Source organism: Prevotella mikamonis, from assembly GCF_055381405.1.
In genome coordinates, this window is record NZ_AP035785.1 from 555,657 (window position 1) to 578,211 (window position 22,555).

General features: G+C 42.9%; 18 protein-coding genes. 6 read left to right on the plus strand and 12 right to left on the minus strand.

Annotation, left to right across the window (positions count from 1 at the left end; genetic code table 11):
• Positions 1–71: 71 nt before the first annotated feature.
• The 10 genes from galK to ACZ42L_RS02455 form a co-directional block, all read right to left on the minus strand.
• Positions 72–1,232 carry a galactokinase gene (gene galK / locus ACZ42L_RS02410; RefSeq protein WP_464716512.1) on the minus strand — a complete coding sequence of 387 codons (1,161 nt, stop codon included), beginning with the start codon at positions 1,230–1,232 and terminating at the stop codon, positions 72–74.
• A 36-nt stretch (positions 1,233–1,268) separates the two neighbouring features.
• The gene (locus tag ACZ42L_RS02415) at positions 1,269–2,357 is read right to left on the minus strand and encodes an MFS transporter (protein WP_464716513.1); all 1,089 of its coding nucleotides are present in this window, start codon (positions 2,355–2,357) and stop codon (positions 1,269–1,271) included.
• 46 nt (positions 2,358–2,403) lie between these two features.
• The gene (locus ACZ42L_RS02420) at positions 2,404–3,495 is read right to left on the minus strand and encodes an aldose epimerase family protein (protein WP_464716969.1); all 1,092 of its coding nucleotides are present in this window, start codon (positions 3,493–3,495) and stop codon (positions 2,404–2,406) included.
• 112 nt (positions 3,496–3,607) lie between these two features.
• Positions 3,608–4,906: a bifunctional folylpolyglutamate synthase/dihydrofolate synthase gene (locus ACZ42L_RS02425; RefSeq protein ID WP_464716514.1), complete on the minus strand. Its 1,299-nt coding sequence runs from the start codon at positions 4,904–4,906 to the stop codon at positions 3,608–3,610.
• Between the two features lie 2 nt (positions 4,907–4,908).
• A complete protein-coding gene (gene dnaJ / locus ACZ42L_RS02430; RefSeq protein WP_464700440.1) occupies positions 4,909–6,072 on the minus strand; it encodes a molecular chaperone DnaJ in 1,164 nt (387 codons plus the stop codon).
• Between the two features lies 1 nt (position 6,073).
• Positions 6,074–6,655 (minus strand): nucleotide exchange factor GrpE, encoded by a 582-nt coding sequence (locus tag ACZ42L_RS02435; RefSeq protein ID WP_464716515.1) that lies wholly within the window; start codon positions 6,653–6,655, stop codon positions 6,074–6,076.
• A gap of 69 nt (positions 6,656–6,724) precedes the next feature.
• The gene (locus tag ACZ42L_RS02440; protein ID WP_464716516.1) at positions 6,725–8,335 is read right to left on the minus strand and encodes an ABC-F family ATP-binding cassette domain-containing protein; all 1,611 of its coding nucleotides are present in this window, start codon (positions 8,333–8,335) and stop codon (positions 6,725–6,727) included.
• Between the two features lie 138 nt (positions 8,336–8,473).
• Entirely contained in the window at positions 8,474–10,126 is a 1,653-nt protein-coding gene (hcp, locus tag ACZ42L_RS02445) for a hydroxylamine reductase (RefSeq protein WP_464700445.1), read from the minus strand.
• A 264-nt stretch (positions 10,127–10,390) separates the two neighbouring features.
• Positions 10,391–11,005, minus strand: coding sequence for an outer membrane lipoprotein periplasmic chaperone LolA1 (gene lolA1 / locus ACZ42L_RS02450; protein ID WP_464716517.1), 615 nt, complete (start codon positions 11,003–11,005; stop codon positions 10,391–10,393).
• Between the two features lie 123 nt (positions 11,006–11,128).
• Positions 11,129–13,612 carry an FtsK/SpoIIIE family DNA translocase gene (locus tag ACZ42L_RS02455; protein WP_464716518.1) on the minus strand — a complete coding sequence of 828 codons (2,484 nt, stop codon included), beginning with the start codon at positions 13,610–13,612 and terminating at the stop codon, positions 11,129–11,131.
• A 112-nt stretch (positions 13,613–13,724) separates the two neighbouring features.
• Between ACZ42L_RS02455 and ACZ42L_RS02460 the strand changes: the two genes are divergently transcribed.
• From ACZ42L_RS02460 to tilS, 3 genes are read left to right on the plus strand one after another with little or no spacing between them, the layout of a single operon-like run.
• Positions 13,725–14,393 (plus strand): 3'-5' exonuclease, encoded by a 669-nt coding sequence (locus ACZ42L_RS02460; RefSeq protein ID WP_464716519.1) that lies wholly within the window; start codon positions 13,725–13,727, stop codon positions 14,391–14,393.
• A 2-nt stretch (positions 14,394–14,395) separates the two neighbouring features.
• Positions 14,396–15,577 (plus strand): class I SAM-dependent rRNA methyltransferase, encoded by a 1,182-nt coding sequence (locus ACZ42L_RS02465; protein ID WP_464703435.1) that lies wholly within the window; start codon positions 14,396–14,398, stop codon positions 15,575–15,577.
• Entirely contained in the window at positions 15,577–16,935 is a 1,359-nt protein-coding gene (gene tilS, locus ACZ42L_RS02470) for a tRNA lysidine(34) synthetase TilS (RefSeq protein WP_464716520.1), read from the plus strand. The genes ACZ42L_RS02465 and tilS overlap by 1 nt, the downstream gene beginning before the upstream one ends.
• 72 nt (positions 16,936–17,007) lie before the next feature.
• Here tilS and ACZ42L_RS02475 read toward each other — a convergent pair whose 3' ends face one another.
• Together ACZ42L_RS02475 and ACZ42L_RS02480 are read right to left on the minus strand one after the other, a co-directional pair.
• Positions 17,008–17,946, minus strand: coding sequence for a ribose-phosphate pyrophosphokinase (locus ACZ42L_RS02475; RefSeq protein WP_464701637.1), 939 nt, complete (start codon positions 17,944–17,946; stop codon positions 17,008–17,010).
• A 29-nt stretch (positions 17,947–17,975) separates the two neighbouring features.
• On the minus strand, positions 17,976–18,587 hold the full coding sequence (locus ACZ42L_RS02480; protein WP_464700456.1) for a beta/alpha barrel domain-containing protein: 612 nt from the start codon (positions 18,585–18,587) through the stop codon (positions 17,976–17,978).
• 109 nt (positions 18,588–18,696) lie between these two features.
• Between ACZ42L_RS02480 and nspC the strand changes: the two genes are divergently transcribed.
• The 3 genes from nspC to ACZ42L_RS02495 all read left to right on the plus strand — a co-directional run bounded on the left by nspC (position 18,697) and on the right by ACZ42L_RS02495 (position 22,545).
• Entirely contained in the window at positions 18,697–19,872 is a 1,176-nt protein-coding gene (gene nspC / locus ACZ42L_RS02485; RefSeq protein ID WP_464716521.1) for a carboxynorspermidine decarboxylase, read from the plus strand.
• Between the two features lie 234 nt (positions 19,873–20,106).
• Positions 20,107–20,568: a helix-turn-helix domain-containing protein gene (locus tag ACZ42L_RS02490; RefSeq protein WP_464703438.1), complete on the plus strand. Its 462-nt coding sequence runs from the start codon at positions 20,107–20,109 to the stop codon at positions 20,566–20,568.
• Between the two features lie 21 nt (positions 20,569–20,589).
• Positions 20,590–22,545, plus strand: a complete 1,956-nt coding sequence (locus ACZ42L_RS02495; RefSeq protein WP_464716522.1) for a dipeptidyl-peptidase 3 family protein — start codon at positions 20,590–20,592, stop codon at positions 22,543–22,545.
• Positions 22,546–22,555 lie beyond the last annotated feature (10 nt).

Here is a 22,555-nt window from a genome sequence, read left to right on the forward strand (position 1 = left end):
GAATACAGAAATAAAAATCCCCACAACATGGTAACCTGTTTGTGGGGATTCTCTATTTCAGATAGTGGGTATTAGCAAACTTTTCTACTACCGTCACTGATAATCACATCGTAAACTCCTGGTTCGTGACCGAATTTCTCTGTGTATTTTTGTCTGGCTGTAGCGATGAAGCTATCATAAAGCTCGTCCTTTACAAGATTGATGGTACATCCTCCAAAGCCACCTCCCATGATTCGGCTTCCTGTTACGCCACACTCTTTTGCAAGATCGTTCAGGAAATCTAGCTCTTCGCAGCTTACTTCGTATTCCTTGCTTAGGCCATAGTGTGTTTCAAACATCTTTTGACCGACAGTTTCGTAATCTCCTTTTTCCAAGGCATCGCATACTGCGAGAACACGATCTTTCTCCCCAAGAACGAAATGTGCACGGGTGTAATCTTCCTCACCAACTTCTGCACGCACAGCTTCCAGTTGTTCCCATATGCAGTCGCGCAAAGTTTCAAAATGCTGGTTAGGGTATTTTGCTGCAATATGCTTTACAACGTTCTCGCAACTGTTTCTACGGTCATTGTAAGGAGAGCCTTTTAGCTCATGTTTTACTTTGGAATCAACCAAAACCAGCTTATATCCTTTGGGATTGAATGGGAAATATTCAAACTCACGGCTGCGGCAATCAAGTCTCATCAGTTTCCCTTCTTGACCAAATACACTCGCAAATTGATCCATGATACCACAGTTTACACCGATATAATTGTGCTCTGTAGCTTGCCCAGCTAGTGCCAAGTCCCACTTAGATACTTTGTTGTCACCGAATAAGTCGTTCAAAGCGTATGCGAAGCAACTTTCTAATGCAGCACTGGAACTCATACCTGCGCCAAGTGGAACGTCACCGGCGAAAGCTGTATTAAATCCTTTGACCTCTACACCGAGTTTCTTCATTTCTTGGATGACACCATAGATATAGCGTGCCCATGTTGCACGTGGACCTTCTGGATCATTTACCTTAAATTCAACTCTGTCCTTTAAGTCGATAGAGTAGCACATGACAGTATCAGTTCCGTTAGGTCTGATTTCTGCCATGATACCTTTGTCTACAGCGCCAGGGAATACAAATCCACCGTTATAGTCAGTATGCTCGCCGATGAGATTGATACGGCCGGGCGATGTATATATATTACCTGTTTGACCATCAAAGTGTTTGATGAATCTACTTCTTACATGTTCGATATTCATAATATAAATTAGTTAGGTGTTAGCAATCATTATAAGTTATTCTACTGGAATATCTGTGTTGACATTCTTATAACCGATGAGGGCATAGAACAGGATGTAAGCTGCACATAATACAACTACCCAATAAGAGGTGAGGAATGAACCGGTAAAGTCAGCAACGAATGCTTGGAGACCCTGGAAAATAGCCATACCGAAGAGAGTCAGAATAATTGATACTCCCGATGTAATGGTCAACATCATCTTGGCAGAAACCTTAGAGCCAATGACACCACCGGTAAAGCGGCCAATCATCATAAACAAGAAGTATACAGCAACGATAAGACCGGCAATCTGTGTGTCCATTCCCAAACCTGGTGTAGCAGCGTTGGGTGCAGTTGTCAGATATTGGTTGACATAGTTAGGTACACCGATTTCTACTCCCATATACATAAAGATAGCAAGGATACCTAAGTTAAAGTGGCGGAAAGAGAATGCACTGTGAGGATCTTTCTCTGTGCTAACGGCCTTCTGCACAGGCTCGCTCTTGGGCTCTTCGATTTTTGTGAAAGCAATAACAATCAGTGCAACGGCAAAGATTGCGATAGCCAACATCAGGGCTGGGGTAGCATCAGATATTTTAGCTTTTGCTGCATCACCTACAAGAGCACCCATTACGATATAGCAGGCTACGGCTGCTGCAGAGTTGAATGTACCACCAATCTGAATCAATTGGTTTCCATTGTTACCACCTCCGCCAAGAAGGTTCAGCATAGGATTAACAACTGTGTTGAGCATACACATGGTACAGCCGGCAACAAATGCACCAATCAAGTAAATAAGGAAGTTGTTGCTAGAAGCCATACCGCTGTACCACTGGAACAGAAGACCTATGATACCAATGATGAGGGCTGCCATAGCAGTTTTCTTGTAGCCAATCTTTCTGATGAGCATACCAGAAGGGATACCCATTAATAGGTATGCCATATAGTTTCCATAGTTTCCTACCTGTGCAAGAACATTGGAAACCGCAAATTGGTTTTTGAGAATTGTTGCCATAGGATTGCAGAGGTTGGTAACGAATGCAATCATTGCAAAGAGCGCAATCATCATGATAATGGCACTCCATTGTTTTTTTTGTTGACTCATTGTATTAATTTAAAATTTATGATTTATTTCCTAATTGAAAAAGGTATTATTTTTCTATGCCGAACTTATAGATAGTCTTCTGTTTGTATTTTCTATCCGGGCAGAGTTGTACGCTTGGGAAATAAGGATGGTTAGGGGTGTCAGGGAAGTGTTGACATTCAAAACAAATCGCAGAACGACGTCCGAAAGTTGCACCATGCTGTCCGGGATAGCCTGTAGCCCAGTTATGAGTGTAAAGCTGGACACCGGGTTCGGTAGTATACACCTCCATAGTTCTTCCGCTATTAGGCTCTGTAATCTTTGCTGCAAATGACATTTCTCCTTCTTCTTTTTTGTTGAGGACATAGCAATGATCATATCCTGCACCATTCTTGATTTGCTCGTCATCAGCATCTATGTCTTGTCCAACGGGCTTAGGACTACGGAAATCGAATGGAGTGCCTGCAACCTTGAGGATTTCACCAGTAGGAACAGATGTCTCATCTATGGGCAAATAGTAATCTGCATTAATCTCGCAAATCAGATTATCAATGGTTGGAGTAGGATTGGCAATTCCAGCCAAGGCAAAGAAACCGTGGTTTGTAAGATTAATAATCGTTTTTTTATTGGTTTCTGCCAAATAGTTAATGACAAGTTCGTCTTCATCTGTCCATGTGTATGTAACATGAACTTTCACCTCTCCGGTATATCCTTCCTCACCATAGGGCGATACATAAGTCAATGAAAGTTCCTGACGGTTCATCAAGACTGCATCCCAAACCTTTGCATTCCAACCTTCTTTTCCGCCATGTAGACTGTTTGGTCCATTGTTAACGAATAATTCATATTTCTTGCTATTCAGTTGGAATTTACCTTTGGCAATCCTATTACCGTATCGTCCGATAAGAGTTGACAGATAAGGTTCTGGAGAATTAATAACGTCTTGGATGTTATCGTGTCCCTGAATCACATTGGCAATCTTGCCGTTTTTATCAGGAACCATAATGGCAACAAGGGCACCACCATAATTTGTAATAGCAACTTCGTTTCCGCTTGCATTCTTCAGGATGTAGAGGTCTGTTTCTTTGCCTCCAATAGTGGTCTGAAAATCCTCTCTCTTCAGACCACAAATGTTTTCAGTTTCTGTTGTGCTCATAATATCGTAAAGTTTTTAGTTACTTTTCTCTATTGCAAAGTAACTGAAAAAAAATGAATAACCCAAATTAAAAACTGAAAAAAAATAGGCTGCTACATTTTTTTAGAATCATCCTTTAATGGTTGGTGGCAGAGCGTAAAAAGGTGAGCAAATCTGCCACTATATAGCTAGATCCGCCTACGAAAATAAGGTCTTCTTTGGCGGCATACTTCAAGGCTTCCAGATATGCTTCTTCTACGGTTGGAAAGTGTTGGCCTTTGTATCCTAGCGAATCTCCTATAGTTTGAATCCGCTCTGCTGGTATGGCACGTTTGCTGTAAGCTCTTGTCCAATAGAATGTAGCATCAGGTGGCAGCATTTCCATTACAGACATGATGTCTTTATCATCCACCATTCCAAAGACCATGTGTAAAGTCTTATATTGTTGATTCCTGAGTTGTGAGGCTATATATTTCCATCCACCTACATTATGTCCCGTATCGCAAATTACCTTTGGAACCTCGCGAATAGTCATCCATCTTCCCATTAATCCCGTAGTTTTGCATACATCGGCAAAACCTGTTCGAATATCTTCTTGAGAGATGTGCAAACTCTGTTGGAGAAGTGAAATAGCTGCTAAGACAGTATTTGTATTTTTGATTTGATAAGTCCCGCTAAGCTCTCCGTGAATATGTCCGAATTGTTTGGATTGATAGTCTATTCCTCCTTGTGGGCAGACCTTTGCCTCAATAATGTCTTTACAGTCTTCTGCAAATATAATAGGAGAGGAACATTCGGTAGCTTTCTGTAGGAATACGGGCTTGCTTTCTTCTGTATATTCCCCTATAACGACAGGAGTGAAAGGCTTGATAATACCGGCTTTCTCTGTGGAAATTTTAGTAATTGTATTTCCAAGAAATTGTGTATGGTCGAAACTGATATTCGTAATGATAGAAAGTAGTGGAGTAATAATGTTTGTACAGTCAAGACGCCCGCCGAGTCCCACTTCAATGACGGCAATGTCTACCTGTGCATCTTTGAAATATTTAAAGGCCAAGGCTGTGGTTAATTCAAAGAAACTAGGATGGAGAGGATGAAAGAATTCTTTTTCTTTCGCAACGAAGTCTACGACATATTCTTCGCTGATACTTTCTCCGTTTACCCTGATTCGTTCTCTGAAATCGATGAGATGCGGACTTGTATATAAGCCAACTTTGTACCCGCTTGCCTGTAGGATGGAAGCTAGGGTATGCGAGCAAGAACCCTTACCGTTGGTTCCTGCTATGTGAATCGTTTTGTATCCTTGATGTGGAGAACCAAAGTGTTTATCAAGTATATGCGTATTTGACAACCCCTCTTTATATGCAGTAGCACCCACATGTTCGAAAACAGGGGTGCTATTGAATAGGTATTCTACAGTTTCTTTATAGTTCATTCTCAAGAAAAGTAGTTTTTAAATTTCTGGAATATCGTTCGCTTTGTGGCACTGTCTCCCTTGAAGTTATCATGCGACATCCACTCTTTCAGAACGTTTTTCTCATCGGCTGTCAATGTCTTGGGAATATATACACTGATGTTTACGACCATGTCTCCGATGCCACTTCCATACCCACTGACAGCAGGAAGTCCCTTTCCGCGTAGTCTGAGGGTTTTTCCGGGCTGTGTTCCAGGTTCGACTTTGATTTTTACTTTGGTATCTTGAAGCGTTGGAATCTCAACTTCACCACCCAGAGTGGCTGTAGGGAAATCCAGCAATAAGTTGTAAATCAAATCTTGCCCGTCTCTTACGAAGGTGTCGTTTTCTTCTTCCTCAATATAGACTTGAATGTCACCGGGGATGCCATTATGCTGGCCGGCATTTCCTTTACCGGGAACATTGACAACCATACCTTGGGCAACACCTGCCGGAATCTTGATTTCTACAACTTCCTCGCCTTTCTTAACACCGCTGCCATGGCATTCATGGCATTTGTTTTTGATGACGCTTCCTTCTCCATGACACGTAGGGCATTCCGTTTGAGTTTGCATCATACCGAGCATTGTACGGACTGTCTTTACGACAAAACCTCTTCCGCCACAGGTAGGGCAAGTTTCAGAGCTGCTTCCTGCTTCTGCACCAGAACCATGACAGTGTTCGCATTCAACATCTTTTCTGACTTTGAACTTCTTGACAACTCCTGTTGCCACTTCTTTCAAAGATAGTCTTACCTTCAGTCTTAAGTCTGCTCCACGATATTGCGGTTTCTGTTGTTGACCGCCACCGCCGAATCCGCCAAATCCACTAAAACCGGAGTGGCCACCGAATATATCTCCAAACATAGAGAAAATATCGTCCATGTCCATCCCACCGCTGAATCCGCCACCAAATCCTCCACCAGGTGCATTGAATCCGAATTGGTCGTATTGCTGCCGTTTCTGTGGATCATGGAGAGTATCGTAAGCTTCTGCGGCTTCCTTAAATTTCTCCTCAGCTTCCTTGTTACCGGGATTTTTATCCGGATGATACTTGATAGCCAGCTTTCGATAAGCTTTCTTTATATCGTCTTCTGAGGCGTTTTTGTCCAACCCCAGCACTTCATAGTAGTCTCTTTTCTGTGCCATATTATTGTCCTACTGCCACCTTGGCATGACGAATCACCTTGTTGTTGAGTGTGTATCCTGTAAGAACACAGTCGATAATCTTGCCCTTTTTGTCATCTCCCATACCGGGAACCATGGCTATAGCTTCGTGGAAATCGGTATTGAAGTCGGCATCTTCTGTTTCAATTTTCTTCACTCCAAGTCCTTCCAAAGATTTCATGAACTTTTTAAATATGAGTTCCATGCCTTCTTTGATGGCTTTTGGGTCTTCTGTCTTATCGTCTAGTGCGCGTTCGAAATCGTCGATAATAGGAAGAATAGCGGAAATAGAACGCTCTCCACCATTCTCTATCAATTCGGCTTTCTCTTTCCGAGTGCGCTTCTTGTAGTTTTCAAATTCTGCCACTGTGCGAAGATATTGATCGGTCAGACTGTCTAACTTCTGCTGTACATCTGTTAAAGGATTTAATTCTTTTGCTTCTTCGACACTAGCTTCGGTTTCCTGAGTTTCCACCTTGGCTTGTGAATTCTCGGTAGATTCTTCAGACTGCTGAGTATTCTCAGTATTCTGCTCTGTTTCTTTTATATTCTCTTCTGACATCATATATACAATTTATAGACTAGTAAGCAAATGCTATGCCATCTTTATATTCCTCGAAAAGATGACACTTTCTTAATACATAGTTGCTCTCTGAGCCTTTAGTTGCTCGTCGTAAATATATTCGTCATAGCTCATCAGCTTATCTATGGTTCCGGATGGAGTCAATTCGATGATACGATTGGCTACGGTTTCGATAAATTCGTGGTCGTGGCTAGAGAACAATACGTTACCCTTGAAGTTAACCAAATTGTTGTTAAAAGCTTGAATACTCTCCAAGTCCAAGTGGTTAGTCGGAGTGTCCAGAATCAAGCAGTTTGCATTTTGCAGCTGCATTCGTGCAATCATACAACGCATTTTTTCTCCACCGGAAAGTACGTTGACCTTTTTTTCTACTTCTTCGCCACTGAACAACATCCTGCCGAGATAGCCCTTCATCATGACTTCGTTTCCAGTTCCGTATTGTCCGAGCCAGTCGACAAGGTTCATCTCGCTATTGAAGAATTCTGTATTGTCCAGAGGGAGATAAGCGGTTGTAATGGTAATACCCCACTTATAAGTTCCGGCCGTAGCTTCCCTGTTGCCATTGATGATTTCAAACAGGGCAGTCATGGCTTTGGGATTATGGCTTAGGAATACAACCTTCTGGCCTTTTTCAATATTGAAGTTCACATTGTCGAAAAGTATTGTTCCGTCTGTATCGACAGCTTTTAATCCTTCTACTTCAAGAATTTGATTTCCTGCTTCACGCTCCATTTGGAAAATAATACCGGGATATTTGCGGCTACTGGGGCGAATCTCTTCAACATTCAGTCTCTCCAGCATTTTCTTGCGGCTGGTAGTCTGGCGGCTCTTTGCCACATTGGCAGAGAAACGACGGATAAACTCTTCCAACTGCTTACGCTTCTCATCGGCTTTCATGCGCTGATTCTGTGCCTGGCGGAGTGCCAACTGTGAACTCTCATACCAGAAACTATAGTTTCCGGAGAATACTGTCACCTTGCCGAAGTCTATGTCTACCGTCTGAGTACTTACGGCATCCAAAAAGTGACGGTCGTGGCTGACAACCAGTACTGTCTGCTCAACATTGCCTAGATACTCTTCCAGCCATTCTACAGTGTCAAGGTCCAGGTCGTTGGTAGGCTCATCGAGCAACAGGTTATCCGGGTGACCGAAGAGAGCCTTGGCCAGCATGACACGTACTTTCTCATTATTAGAAAGTTCGCCTGTCAGTTTATCGTGCCTGTCTTCCTTGATTCCTAGGTTTTGGAGTAGTTGTGCAGCCTCGCTCTCGGCTTCCCAACCATTCATCTCTGCGAATTTCTCTTCAAGTTCGGCAGCCTTGTTACCATCTTCTTCTGTCATTTCCGGTTTGGAATAGAGGGCTTCGCGCTCTTTCATGTTAGCCCATAGAGGTTGATGCCCCATAAGAACTGTGTCCAAAACCTTGAAGGTGTCATACTTGAAGTGGTCCTGTTCCAGCACAGAGAGACGTTCGCCCGGACCCAGTTCTACTGTCCCCTTGTTGGGTTCAAGCTCTCCGCTGATTGCTTTCAGCAGGGTTGATTTACCTGCACCGTTAGCTCCAATCACTCCATAGATGTTTCCATGGGTGAACTTCAAATTCACATCTTTATAAAGAACTCTTTTTCCAAACTGGATGGCAAGATTCGAAACTGTTATCATTTTTCTGTATATACCTTATTATAATAATTAGGTGCAAAGGTACTAAAAAAAAACTTACCATACAAGAACAACGGTTCTTTCTCAACCTAATGGTTAAGGAAGAACCGTTGCAAATGCAAATGGGGTAGGGAATGTCTGTTACCCAATCATCAATTTCAAATCCTCTTCTACAGTCGTAATCCCGCCTAGACCGAAGTTGTCTATGAGGACTTTGAGTACGTTTGGCGAGACAAAGGCCGGTAATGTCGGGCCTATATGTATGTTCTTGATTCCTAAGCTCAGCAGTGCCAATAGCACAATGACAGCCTTCTGCTCGTACCATGCAATATTGAATGCTATCGGTAGGTCGTTGATGTCGGCTGTGCCGAATATTTCCTTTAGCTTCAGAGCAACAACTGCCCATGTATAAGAGTCATTACATTGACCTGCATCCAGTACACGGGGTATGCCGTTGATGTCGCCAAGATTCAGTTTGTTGTATTTATATTTGGCACATCCTGATGTAAGAATGACGACGTCATTTGGCAACTTTTGTGCAAACTCTGTATAATAGTTGCGGTCTTTGAACCTTCCGTCGCATCCTCCCATGACAACGAATTTACGAATCGCACCGCTTTTGACAGCCTCGACAATCTTATCGGCAAGGGCAAAGACTTGGTTATGGGCAAATCCACCGATAATTTCTCCCCGTTCTATTTCAGTTGGAGCTTCACATGTCTTGGCCACTGCTATTACCTCGGAGAAGTCTTTATGACCGTTGGGTTGTGCTTTTATATGCTTCCAGCCGGGAAAGCCGGTGGCGTTCATGGTGAATACACGGTCTTTGTAGTTCGCATTTGGCAGTGGCGGAACGATACAGTTGGTAGTAAATACAATGGGGCCGTTGAATGTAGAGAATTCTTCTTTCTGTTTCCACCACGCATTACCATAGTTTCCTACAAGATGTTTGTATTTCTTTAATTGGGGATAATAGTGTGCAGGAAGCATTTCGCCGTGTGTATATACATCGATTCCTGTACCCTCTGTCTGTTTCAGCAGATCTTCGATGTCGTGCAAGTCGTGTCCGGAAATCAAGATACCCGGTCTCTTGCCGACGCCGATGTTTACCTTGGTGATTTCAGGATTGCCGTATGATGTGGTATTGGCTTTGTCGAGCAATGCCATGACAGCCACACCCAGCTTTCCTGTTTCCAATACTAAATTGAGCAGTGTGTTCATTTCTGCATCGGGATTAGTAATGCCGGCGAGCGCCGTACTCATGAAGTCGGTGATGGTTTCGTCGCGGTAACCAAGGCGTGCAGCGTGTTCATAATAGGCTGCAATTCCCTTTAGACCTAGGATGGTGAGTTCTTTGAGCGAGCGTAGGTCTTCGTTGGCATTACGGAGAATGCCCTGCCTGTCACCTTCGGCATCATATTCGTTTCTGTCGCCATTCCAGATTACCTCTTGATAGTCGGGTAGGGCGATATTGTTTTGAACAGCTTGCGCAATGAGTCGTTTCTTGAGTTCTATTCCAGTGTCAATACGTTGTAGCAATGCTTCATCATCAAAGTTGGCGTTGGTAATGGTTGTAAATAGTGCATCTACGATAAAGTCATCGACTTCTATGCCTGTATTGATGCCTGCTTTGTACAACTCGTGGTCAATCGTACCGATACCACGGCTGATACTAAGGAGCAAATCCATGTATCTGCTGGTCTGGGGTAATTTGCCACATACACCTCTCAAAGTACATCCTATTCCCTTTGCAGTCTCTTGACATTGGTAACAGAACATCTTATTTTCCATCATAATATTTATATATAATAATTGGTTATTGATAATGCAAAGGTAAGAAGGAGGGGGATGGTGTATTGGTAACAAATGTTACTTGAACAGGTTAAAGAAAGTTATATTTTTCAGTGGAATTACTGCAAGGCCCGAACAGTGTTGCTGCAAGGGCTTAACAGAAAAACTGCTACGGCTTTGCAGAATTTATGCAAAGCCGTAGCAGTAATATGAGGTTGATAGCTGGATGATTAATCTCCGTCTCGTAGTGGTTGGAAAGGATACTACCTACCGCAAATCAATCACTTCTGCTGAGGGATATTCCTTGGAGTTAAAGGAGAAAGTACTGTCTGATACCTTCTTCTTTTGGAAATTGGTGATATTGATGGTGAGCCAATTTTTCCCTTGTAATACCTTTACTTGGCTTGGAACGTAGGTCTGCTTGTTGATAAGTAGATAAAGCTCTTTGAGTGGTCGTTTGGCATTTTGTGCTGTCAAATGAATCTTATAACTGTTTCCTTGCGTGGTAGACGACATGTTGTAACCAGTTTTATAGATGTTTACAAACGCATAGGGATTCATTACAGCTTGCTTGGCTTCGTTGGGAGTAGTGACGTTGACTTCGTTGGAACTTTTCATGTAAGTCCACTGGGTCTTACCATTATACCATATAGTAGCCTGTGCTGATTGAGCTACAAATTTGTTCTTTTTGATAGTTATCGTGCCGCTTGATTTTCCTATATTTCCCCCTGAGATAGCAAAATTGGCACTAGCTCCTCCTTTGGCATTCAATGTTGCTGCGGTCTTGTTGAGTATTTGCATGGTCTGGGCAGAGGTCTGGGCTTGCAGACTGCCGAGGATAACGAGTATCAGAAATAATAATGTGAAGATTTTCTTGTTCATATTTCGTTTGGTTTTATATGAGCAAAGTTAGATAAATACACTGTGAATGAATGAGACTTTTAGTGTATTTATCTAACTTTAAGAACTCTTGAATTTGTCTTTCAGTCCTAATGCGACTATATATCAGGCTCCATGAAGTTGTGCGAGCAGCATGTTCAGCTGGTTTTCGTCTTGGATTAATACGTCGCGTGGCTTGGAACCTTGTGCTGCACCCACGATACCTACTTGTTCCAATTGGTCCATTAGGCGACCAGCTCTGTTGTAGCCGATAGAGAATCGTCGCTGAATCATGCTGGTAGAGCCTTGTTGTGAAATGACGATGGCGTGTGCAGCTTCTTCGAAGAAGGGGTCAAGATTCTGTATGTCGGCACTGCCTCCGTTTCCAATGTTACCACCTTCGTCGGATGGAGGCTCTGGTAATTCCATGGGTTCAACAGGTCCAGGTTGGTTGCAGATGTAATGATTGACATTCTCTATTTCCGGAGTGTCGACGAAAGCACATTGTACACGTACCGGTTCGTTGCCGTTTAAGAACAGTAAGTCGCCGCGGCCTACCAATTGGTTAGCTCCCGAACGGTCGAGGATAGTTCTGGAGTCAATCTGCGAACTCACTCTGAATGCCATTCTGCCAGGGAAGTTGGCCTTGATATTACCGGTGATGATATGTGTCGTCGGGCGTTGAGTAGCAATGACCATGTGGATACCTACGGCACGTGCCAACTGGGCAATACGTGCTATTGGCAACTCAATTTCCTTGCCGGCTGTCATAATCAAATCGCCGAACTCGTCGATAATAACCACGATGTAGGGCATGTATTCATGTCCCTTAGTCAGGTTCAGTTCGTGATTGACATATTTCTTATTATATTCTTTGATATTCTTAGCCCCTGCAATCTTTAGTAAATCATAGCGATGGTCCATGAGTGCACACAGACTTTTCAGCGTCTTGACAACCTTGGTAACGTCTGTAATGATGGGTTCGTCATCGTTTTCGGGAAGACAAGCCATCATGTGAGAGGCAATTTTATGGTAGATGCTGAACTCGACTTTCTTGGGGTCGACCAGCACAAACTTCAATTCATTCGGATGTTTCTTATAGAGGAGGGAGGTGATAATGGCATTGAGACCTACGGATTTACCTTGTCCCGTAGCACCAGCTACAAGTAAGTGGGGCAATTTAGCCAAGTCTACCATGAATACTTCATTGGTAATGGTTTTGCCGATTGCCAATGGCAGTTCCATCTTGGTCTCTTGGAATCTCTTGGAATTGAGGATGCTTTCCATTGAGACTATCTGCGGATGCTTGTTCGGCACTTCTATACCGATAGTCCCCTTGCCAGGAATGGGAGCGATGATACGAATACCTAGGGCCGAAAGGCTAAGTGCAATATCATCTTCCAGATTCCTGATTTTGCTGATTCTGACACCTTCCGCCGGTGTGATTTCGTATAGGGTGATGGTCGGGCCTACCGTTGCCTTAATCTCTTTGATGCTGACACGGAAGCTATTGAGTACTTCTACAATGCGTGCATTATTGGCTTTGATTTCCTCCATATCCACTTGTGGACTACCGTTGTCATCGTACTTTTTGAGCAAGTCCAGTGTGGGGAACTTGTATTTTGTATACGGTTCCAACGGATTGATGGGAGTTTTCAGAATCTCTTCAATGTTTAGATTCTTGCCATTGGCAGCTTCTTCTTGTTTGGCAATCTCGACTTTGAGCGTATTATCGCCGGTTTCACCGAGTATAGGAGCAGTAGGAACTTTGGTATCTGTCTTTTCCGGTTTTTGCAAAGGAGCAAAATTAGTCAGGTCTACTACCGGTGAAACCTTTTCTTCTTGAGGGATGACAGCAACCGTTTCCTCCGTATCGTCCTCTTCCTCTGCTTCAGCAGGGGCTGTATTGGCTATGGATTCCGGTTCGATAGTATTCTCTTCGTGGTGTGAGAAGTTAGTTACACTGAACTTCACCTTATTAGTAAGATACTTCACAGGATTGAGCGCCTTTCTGATAACTTCGATAGTTTCGGCACTTAGGTAGGTGAGGAAAGCCAATGCTACAAGCACCAAGATGGCCGTAAGTCCTGGAGGGCCAACTACATTTTCCAGTTGTTGAACGCAGAATAGACCATGATTCCCACCGGGATTGAAGACTTGGCTTCCCATAAAAGGAGTGAGGAACTTGGCAAGTGTGACAGAGCCCCAAATCATGATAATCATCATGCACAGAAACCACTTCCATAGATTGACCCTGTAAGCACGCATCAGACGTAATCCGGCCAAAATAATGAAAGCAGGAATGAAAAAGGCTGTGAGACCGAAGTTGACAGTAATCAGCTCGTATGCAATGATTGCACCGAGTGAACCACAGTAATTTGAAAACTCATGATTGCTATTGAGCCATTCTCCCGGTCTTAAATCTTCCAGCAAGCTTTGGTCCGCTTGTCCGGTGGAGAAATAGGATGTCATGGCAATAATGACATATACTGCCACTATAACGAGGACTATACCTAATAGAAAGTCTGATTTTTCGCTACCAATATTATTTTTAAAACCGATTGCTTCGCTTATATTTTTAGGCTTATGTTCAGATTTTTTTCTTGCCATTCTCTCTTTTTGCGTATTTAAAAATTTAATTGCAAAAATAGTGTAAAAAAGTGATAACCGCCTATAAATTCATATCTTTTTTCTAATTTTGCAACCTATTAGACTTCCCTTTATGAGAAAAACCATATATAGCAAATTTGATAAGAAAGCCATTAGCCTATTGCCACCGGTCTCATTTTCGGGACGGATTATCACAGTCTTGTCGGAGCAGGAGGCTGAAAAAGCTGTAGACTATCTGCTGACAAGTAAGATTTTAGGAGTCGATACAGAGACACGGCCTGCCTTTCATAAGGGAGAGACGCATAAAGTTTCTCTGTTGCAGGTGGCAAACCATGATACATGTTTCTTGTTTCGGTTGAATAGGATAGGGATGTGTCCGCCGATAATCAGATTATTGGAAGATACGACCGTCCCCAAAATCGGCCTGTCTTGGCATGATGACTTGTTGGCTCTGCATCGGCGTACTGCCTTTGTACCAGGTTTTTTCATTGATTTGCAAGATATTGTCGGCCTTATAGGTATTAAAGATTTGAGTTTACAGAAGCTGTATGCAAATATATTTCATGAGAAAATCAGCAAACGTCAGCGTCTGACCAATTGGGATGCTGATGTCTTAAATGACAAGCAGCAGTTGTATGCGAGCATTGACGCATGGGCATGTGTCAATCTTTATGAAGAAATTTCTCGCCTTATGAAGACCAAGGAGTATGACTTGGTAGAAGCAGAGGAAGAGAAAACGGATGCTGGCAGAAAACAATCAGAATTAAGTACTAAATCATAGTTATGTCATATAAGTCAATATATTTAAAGAAGGGTAAAGAAGAATCGCTCAAACGCTTTCATCCTTGGATTTTTTCAGGGGCTATTCATCATGCCGATGAAGGTATAGAAGAAGGTGAAATAGTTCGGGTCTATACCTTTGATAAAGCTTTTATAGCTGTTGGCCATTTCCAAATCGGTTCGATAGCAGTGCGGGTTTTATCCTTTAGAGACATCGAAATCAATCATGCTTTCTGGGCTTCAAGATTGTCGGATGCGCTGACAATGAGGACAAGAATCGGTGTGGTTGGGAGTAAGAACATGACTTATCGCCTGGTACATGGGGAAGGTGACTTGATGCCGGGACTTATTATAGATTGCTATGGAAGAACGGCTGTGATGCAGGCACATAGCGTCGGCATCCATTTATGTCGTTACCAGATATGTGAAGCCCTGTTAGAAGTGATGGGCGGGCAGCTGGATGCGGTCTATTATAAGAGCGAAACAACCCTTCCTTTCAAGGCGGATTTGGGACAAGAAAACGGATTTATTCACGGATGTACGGATGACGACGTGACCATTGAGAATGGACTGAAATTCCATGTGGACTGGCTGCGGGGACAGAAAACAGGCTTTTTCGTCGACCAGCGGGAGAATAGAATGCTCTTAGAGCAGTATGCTTCTGGAAAATCTGTGTTGAATATGTTTTGCTATACAGGAGGTTTCTCTGTCTATGCCATGCGAGGTGGAGCTAAATTAGTTCATTCTGTAGATAGCAGTGCTAAGGCTATAGAATTGACAAATAGAAACATCAACCTCAATTTCCCGGATGATTCACGACATGAAGCTATCTGTGAGGATGCTTTCAAGTATCTCGATCAGCATGACGATACGTATGATTTGATGGTATTAGACCCGCCTGCGTTTGCTAAACATCGTGCAGCTGTACACAACGCATTGAAGGGTTACACTCGTTTGAATGTCAAAGGATTGCAAAAAATAAGACGTGGCGGAATATTGTTTACGTTTAGTTGTTCGCAGGTTATTACTAAGGACAACTTCCGTAATGCTGTCTTTACTGCGGCAGCACAGGCAGGTCGTCATGTGAGAATTCTTCACCAACTCCACCAGCCGGCCGACCATCCTATCAATATCTATCATCCTGAAGGTGAATACTTGAAAGGATTGGTATTGTATGTAGAGTAATGAGTAAAGCATCAGGTTTCTTTGTTAATAAAATCAGAGACTTTATCCGGCATGAGCAATTGTTGAATCATGATGGAACTTATCTTGTCGGATTAAGCGGTGGGCCGGATAGTGTTGCTTTATTACGTGTCCTATGCGAACTTGGTTACCATGTAGAAGCTGTTCATTGCAACTTCCATTTGCGTGGAGAAGAGTCGATGCGCGATGAGAATTTCTGTTTGGAGCTTTGTCGGGAACTTGCAGTGGAGTTCCATACCATTCATTTTGATACCCATGAGTATGCCAAGAAATACAAGATTAGTATAGAAATGGCTGCCCGCCAGTTACGCTATAACTATTTTGAACAGTTACTGAGAGATTTGGATGGTCAGGGTATATGCGTGGCACATCATCAGGACGATAGTATAGAAACATTCTTTATCAACCTGCTAAGGGGTACTGGGCTTCATGGTCTGACGGGTATTGCCCCTCGAAATGGTCATGTGCTACGCCCCATGCTATGTGTCTCGCGTGCAGAAATCATAGATTTTCTCACAGAGATTGGTCAGCCTTATGTCGTTGACAGTTCCAATTTGGAGAGTGAGTATGTGAGAAATAAAATCAGACATCAGGTACTTCCGCTCATGGAAAATATCAATCCTGCATTTCGGAAGAACATGGGACGTAGTCTGCACTATTTATATGGTGCGGAGAAAATCTTGGATGATACGGTCAGGCAAGCTGTCGGTAATGTACTTGTATCAAGGAATGATAGGGAAGTTCTTATCAGTAAGGCTAAGCTTCAAGATTTGTTCTATAGTGAGTTTGTCTTATTTCAGCTATTGACAGAATATTTCTTTTCGCCGATTCAGATAGAAGAAATCTCTCGTTCCCTATCTAGCGGAGTGGGTAAGAAATGGAATTCCCGTGGTTGGGAATTACTGATAGACCGCGAGCATCTTATTATCTCCGCTGTCATGCCCCCCTCTTTGCGGTGCAACATGAAAGTCCCGGAAAGTGGAGTATATGTGTGGGACGAAAAAAAGAAGTTCAGATTTACGGAATGTAGGTATAACGAAAACTTCGTCATCAGTCGAGAATACAATAAGGCTACTCTGGACCTAGCTCAAATAGATTACCCGTTGACAATTAGATATACAAAAACAGGCGACCGGTTTATACCTTTTGGCATGACAGGGACCAAACTTGTGAGTGACTACTTGACTGATAAGAAGCGCACACGTTTCCAAAAGGAAGCTCAATTAGTAGTAGAAGATGCCAAAGGGAGAGTCGTGTGGTTGGTAGGAGAGAGGACTGATAACCGGTTTAGGGTATCGCCATCTACGACTACTTGTCTTTGTATAGAAATCTTGGAATGATATTTAGTGACATAAAAAACTCGGTTATCAATCTGGTAACCGAGTTTTTTATATGTCTTAGCGAGATATTGCTTATACCAAATATTGTGAAGATATGCTCTCATTCTGAACGACACGTCTGATTGTTTCTGCAATCATATCGGCAACAGAGAGCTGCTTAACCTTTGCACAACGATGAGAATAGGGGATAGAGTCGGTGAAGACAATCTCTTCCAAGGCTGAGTCTTGTACACGCTCAGATGCCGGACCGCTCATGACACAGTGTGATGCGCATGCACGCACGCTCAGTGCTCCTGCTTCCTTCATAATGTCGGCTGCCTTGGTAATAGTTCCTGCCGTGTCTACCATGTCATCAACGATAACTACATTCTTACCGGCAACATCACCGATAATCTGCATACTGTCAACAACATTGGCGCGTGCGCGTGTCTTGTTGCAAAGAACGAGTGGACAGCCGAGATATTTAGCGTAAGTATTGGCACGCTTTGAACCGCCGACGTCGGGCGAAGCGATGACTAAATCTTTCAAGTGAAGGCTCTGCAAGTAGGGCAGTATGACGCCTGATGCGTACAAGTGGTCTACAGGAACATCGAAGAATCCTTGAATTTGGTCGGCGTGTAAATCCATCGTAATTAATCTGTCGATGCCGGCAACACTGAGAAGATCGGCTACCAACTTGGCTCCAATACTAACTCTAGGTTTGTCTTTGCGGTCCTGGCGTGCCCATCCGAAATAGGGAATTACGGCAATGACGTTACGTGCAGAAGCACGCTTGGCAGCGTCAATCATCAGCAGGAGTTCCATTAAATTGTCTGAATTTGGGAAGGTACTCTGTACGAGAAAGACATCACGGCCGCGAATGGATTCCTCGTAAGACACTGCAAATTCACCGTCAGAGAATTTTGTTACTACCAAGTTGCCAAGGGGGCAACCGAGACTGGCACAAATTTTTTCTGCAAGGTATCTCGTGCTTGTTCCCGAGAAAACCAAAAAAGAGTTGTTTTCACTCATTTCCATTAGCGTTTTATTTTGATTTAAGTTTATTTATCAACAGCTTTTCTTAATTGTTCGAAGTGAACTACCAAATCCTTGAAGTCGACTTGGTTATGAATGTCGAAGCGTTTCCACATATCGCCACATATCACTACTCCGCCAAATCCCAGTTCTTTGGCGAGTGCAATGTTGTCGAGTCCCATACCACCTAGTGCATAGACCTTTTTATCTATGAGTCCTTTGGCAGCGGCATTCTCCAGTTCTGTCATACTGAAATTGGACCTCTCATCTTTGAACTCTATACAATCGAATACATTTTTCAAGAAGACATAGTTGGATTTCTTCTTCATCTCCTTGAGTTGGGCGATGTCTGTGCATGTGCGACTGATTTTCCCTTTGTAGCCATTGGGCAATTCTATGGAAGGTGAGTCTAAATGTATGCCTGCCAGGTTATATTCCTTTTTAAGGTAGAAATGCTCATGTATGGTTATTCGCTTGTAATGCTGCTCTGGGATTAAAGACAAGAGTCGCTCTGCGTATAGAGGGGATGAATCCGGCTTGTAGAGGTGCAGGTTGTCTAGCCCTTCGTCAAAGAGTGTGACAAGGATTTTATCTTCTTCGACAAAGAAAGAAGATTTTGTCATTATTACTAGCTTCATCCGTCTGTAAATATTTACAGATGCAAAATTATGAATTTTCTTATAAACTCCCAATTTATTACTGATTAAAAACTATCTTTGCACTATAAAACACTAATCTTTATAAGGAATGACTGTCGACTTGACTACATTTGCCGGGATTCAACGCCCGATTTATATCTTGGAGGAAACCAGGTTGAGACGCAACTTGGAATTGATTAAGCATGTGGCCGAAACTGCTGATGTGGAAATCATATTGGCATTTAAAGCGTTTGCGCTGTGGAAAACTTTCCCGATTTTTAGAGAATATATTGGGGCAACGACGGCCAGCTCTCTAAATGAGGCTAAACTGGCGCTCTGTGAGTTTGGCAGTAAGGCGCATACTTTCTCTCCGGCGTATACCGATTATGAGATAGATGAAATAGCAAGATGTTCCAGTCACCTTACTTTCAATTCGCTTTCGCAGTACACTAGATTCTCCCAAAGAGTGAAAGCCAATGATGCTCATTTGAGTATAGGATTGCGTGTGAATCCAGAATATTCCGAAGTGGGTACGGACTTATATAATCCTTGCGCTCCCGGCATGCGGTTTGGTGTTACAGCAGACAAACTGCCAGCTACGCTTCCTGCTGATATTGAGGGTTTTCATTGTCACTGTCATTGTGAAAGTGGGGCTGATGTCTTTCAACGTACGCTTAGGCATATCGAAGAAAAGTTCTCTCCTTGGTTTTCTCAACTGAAGTGGATAAATTTTGGTGGTGGCCATCTGATGACCCGAGCTGATTATGATGTAGAGCTGCTCATCAGCCTTTTGCGAGATTTTCATGAAAGATACCCTCATCTACATGTGATTCTTGAGCCGGGAAGTGCTTTTGCCTGGCAGACCGGTCCGTTGGTTTCGCAGGTTGTAGACATCGTAGAAGACCACGGCATACAGACAGCCGTCTTGAATGTCAGCTTCACTTGTCACATGCCGGATTGCCTGGAGATGCCGTATCAGCCGACAGTGCGAAATGCAAAGACTTTACCCTTAGAGGCTGCAAATGATGTCAATAAGGAGGTGTATATATATAGATTAGGAGGTAACAGTTGTCTGTCTGGCGATTTCATGGGTAGTTGGCAGTTCGACCATCCACTGCAAATAGGAGAGAATATTATCTTTGAAGACATGATACACTATACCACCGTCAAAACCAATACCTTTAATGGCATCTCTCATCCGGCATTGGGAATGGCTGATGCTCACGGCAATCTGACAATCCTCCGTGAATATGATTATGAGGACTATAAATCGCGAATGGATTAGAGCATGAAATACCTTGTTTTACTGCAAAGGCCTAGCAGTAATGCTGTTTGGTGTTTGCAGCGTTGCTGAATGGGCTATGCAGCAACACTGTCAGGCCTTTGCAGTAAATAGAGGTAAATACCTGTAGTCGGTAGGTGTGGCGTGTGGGGGTGATGACTGATATAAAAAACTTATATAAAAGTCCTGTATTGTTATTGTTTTTCTATATATTTGCCTAGTTAAAAGTGTTTTGCTATGAGTAAGTATTGTATTACAGAGAAGAAAGAGAAGAAGGCCGTGTATTGCTCATTGGTCAATCCACACTTGATGGATGAACTGAAAGTGAAGATTCATGAGATACTGTTTAAGCATAAGCGCTATAAGGATAAAGATTACTCTGCAAAAAGACTGGCTGAAGATTTAGGTACAAACACTCGATATGTCTCTGCAGCGCTGAACGTGAAGTTGCACATGAACTATACTTCGCTGGTAAATAAGTATCGTGTAGAAGAAGCAATGGGAATTTTATCTGACAAGCGATTTGGCAAACTGAATATGGAAGAAATTTCCGATATGGTAGGATTTGCCAACAGGCAGAGTTTTTATGCTGCTTTTTACAAGTTCAATCAATGTACTCCGCGTGATTACAGGCTCGCGCATGGAGGGTATATCAAGGGGCTGACAACTTCGAAAGTAAAGCAGAACGGTAGTGAGTAAATGTAAAATATAAAAAAGGAAATGCAAGATAATTTTAAGTATTCAGGAGAGCGATTTGCAGATATACAGATGCTGCGATACAAATTGGAAGGGTTTGAAGAGTTGTCTCTTCGGCAGAAGCTATATATATATTACCTGTCACAGGCCACGCTGGCAGGCCGTGATATTACGTTTGATCAAAACGGCAGGTACAACTTACGTATTAGGCGTGTGCTGGAAGCGGTTTATAAATATAGCCCAAATCATGGCGACGTGGATAACTGGGATGCACTCGTCGTGTATCTAAAGCGAGTGTGGTTTTCTAGTGGAATCCATCATCATTACGGTTGTGAGAAGTTTGTACCTGATTTTTCGGAGGCATATTTCCGCCACCAAGTGGAGCAGCTGAATCAATCTGTCTTGCCACTGAGTGCTGGTGAGCATGTAGAGGATTTGCTGGACGAACTGTGTAAGGTAATCTTTACTCCTGACGTATGTGCCCGTCGGGTCAATCAGACTGATGGAGAAGACTTGGTGGTGACGTCTGCCTGCAACTTCTATGAGGGGATGTCGCAAAGAGAAGTGGAGGCGTATTATGAAGCGTTGCGCCAAAAATATCCGGAAGATAAAGTTTCATGGGGACTTAATTCAAAATTGGTGAAGAACGATGATACTATTTCAGAGCAGGTTTGGAAGGTAGATGGTATGTATGATGATGCCTTGCGGGCTATTGTCTTTTGGTTGGAGAAGGCGAAAGGATATACTGAAAATGAAAAGCAAATAAGAATTATAGGTCTGTTGATAACTTATTATAAGACAGGAGATTTACATGTTTTTGATAATTATTCAATAGAGTGGTTGCAAGAATTCGACGGGCAAGTTGATTTTATCAATGGTTTCATAGAAGTGTATGGCGATCCACTTGGACGGAAAGGAACATGGGAGGGGCTGGTTGAATATAAAGATTTGGAGGCTACCCGACGTACGCAGACCATTTGTGCTAATGCCCAGTGGTTTGAAGATAACTCTCCGGTAGATGCCCGTTTTAAAAAGCCTGTGGTCAAAGGTGTGACTGCCAATGTGATTAATGCAGCGATGTTGGGAGGAGACGAATATCCAGCTAGTGCCATAGGTATCAATCTGCCTAATGCCGATTGGATCAGAACGGAATATGGTAGTAAGAGTGTGACGATAGGAAATCTGACCTCTGCCTATAACCAAGTAGCTAAAGGCAATGGGTTTTTGGAGGAATTCGTGGGCGATGATGCTATCAGACAGTTGATAGCTACGTATGGTGATAGGTGTGATAATCTTCATACAGACTTGCACGAATGTCTTGGTCATGGCAGCGGGCGCGTGTTGCCTGGGATTTCTACAGAATCTTTGAAAGCTTATGCCAATACAATAGAAGAAGCGAGGGCAGACTTGTTTGGACTTTATTATGTAGCCGATTCGAAGTTGGTGGAGTTGGGATTGCTGGACTCTGCGGAGGCTTATAAGAGTCAATATTATACCTATCTGCTGAATGGACTGTTGACTCAGAATGTGAGGATAAAGGAAGGGCAGCAGTTGGAAGAAGCCCATATGAGAAACAGGGCATTGATAGGAAATTGGATTCTGGAACATTCGAAAGGTAATGTGAAATTGATAAAGCTTAACGAGAAGACTTGCTTGTATATCGATGATTATCAAAAACTTAGAAATGAGTTTGGAATTCTACTGAAAGAAGTGCAGCGCATCAAGAGCGAAGGCGATTTGGAAGCTGCTCGCCAATTGGTTGAGACTTATGGAGTGAAGATAAATCCAAATTTGCATCATGAAGTATTGGAGAGATATAAGAAGTTGAATATTGCTCCTTATAAGGGTTTCCTGAATCCATGGTTGAAACTGGAATATACTGCGGATGGGAGTGCTGTTGCTGATGTAGTAGTGGATTATACTGAAAACTATGAGCAGCAGATGATGAGATATTCGACCGAGTATGCAACTTTAATATGAAAAATAGGAT

Coding starts and splice junctions, on each gene's coding strand:
- galK (WP_464716512.1), bottom strand. CDS start 1,232: ATGAATATCGAACATGTAAGAAGTAGATTCATCAAACACTTTGATGGT.
- ACZ42L_RS02415 (WP_464716513.1), bottom strand. CDS start 2,357: ATGAGTCAACAAAAAAAACAATGGAGTGCCATTATCATGATGATTGCG.
- ACZ42L_RS02425 (WP_464716514.1), bottom strand. CDS start 4,906: ATGAACTATAAAGAAACTGTAGAATACCTATTCAATAGCACCCCTGTT.
- dnaJ (WP_464700440.1), bottom strand. CDS start 6,072: ATGGCACAGAAAAGAGACTACTATGAAGTGCTGGGGTTGGACAAAAAC.
- ACZ42L_RS02435 (WP_464716515.1), bottom strand. CDS start 6,655: ATGATGTCAGAAGAGAATATAAAAGAAACAGAGCAGAATACTGAGAAT.
- ACZ42L_RS02440 (WP_464716516.1), bottom strand. CDS start 8,335: ATGATAACAGTTTCGAATCTTGCCATCCAGTTTGGAAAAAGAGTTCTT.
- hcp (WP_464700445.1), bottom strand. CDS start 10,126: ATGATGGAAAATAAGATGTTCTGTTACCAATGTCAAGAGACTGCAAAG.
- lolA1 (WP_464716517.1), bottom strand. CDS start 11,005: ATGAACAAGAAAATCTTCACATTATTATTTCTGATACTCGTTATCCTC.
- ACZ42L_RS02455 (WP_464716518.1), bottom strand. CDS start 13,612: ATGGCAAGAAAAAAATCTGAACATAAGCCTAAAAATATAAGCGAAGCA.
- ACZ42L_RS02460 (WP_464716519.1), top strand. CDS start 13,725: ATGAGAAAAACCATATATAGCAAATTTGATAAGAAAGCCATTAGCCTA.
- ACZ42L_RS02465 (WP_464703435.1), top strand. CDS start 14,396: ATGTCATATAAGTCAATATATTTAAAGAAGGGTAAAGAAGAATCGCTC.
- tilS (WP_464716520.1), top strand. CDS start 15,577: ATGAGTAAAGCATCAGGTTTCTTTGTTAATAAAATCAGAGACTTTATC.
- ACZ42L_RS02475 (WP_464701637.1), bottom strand. CDS start 17,946: ATGAGTGAAAACAACTCTTTTTTGGTTTTCTCGGGAACAAGCACGAGA.
- ACZ42L_RS02480 (WP_464700456.1), bottom strand. CDS start 18,587: ATGAAGCTAGTAATAATGACAAAATCTTCTTTCTTTGTCGAAGAAGAT.
- nspC (WP_464716521.1), top strand. CDS start 18,697: ATGACTGTCGACTTGACTACATTTGCCGGGATTCAACGCCCGATTTAT.
- ACZ42L_RS02490 (WP_464703438.1), top strand. CDS start 20,107: ATGAGTAAGTATTGTATTACAGAGAAGAAAGAGAAGAAGGCCGTGTAT.
- ACZ42L_RS02495 (WP_464716522.1), top strand. CDS start 20,590: ATGCAAGATAATTTTAAGTATTCAGGAGAGCGATTTGCAGATATACAG.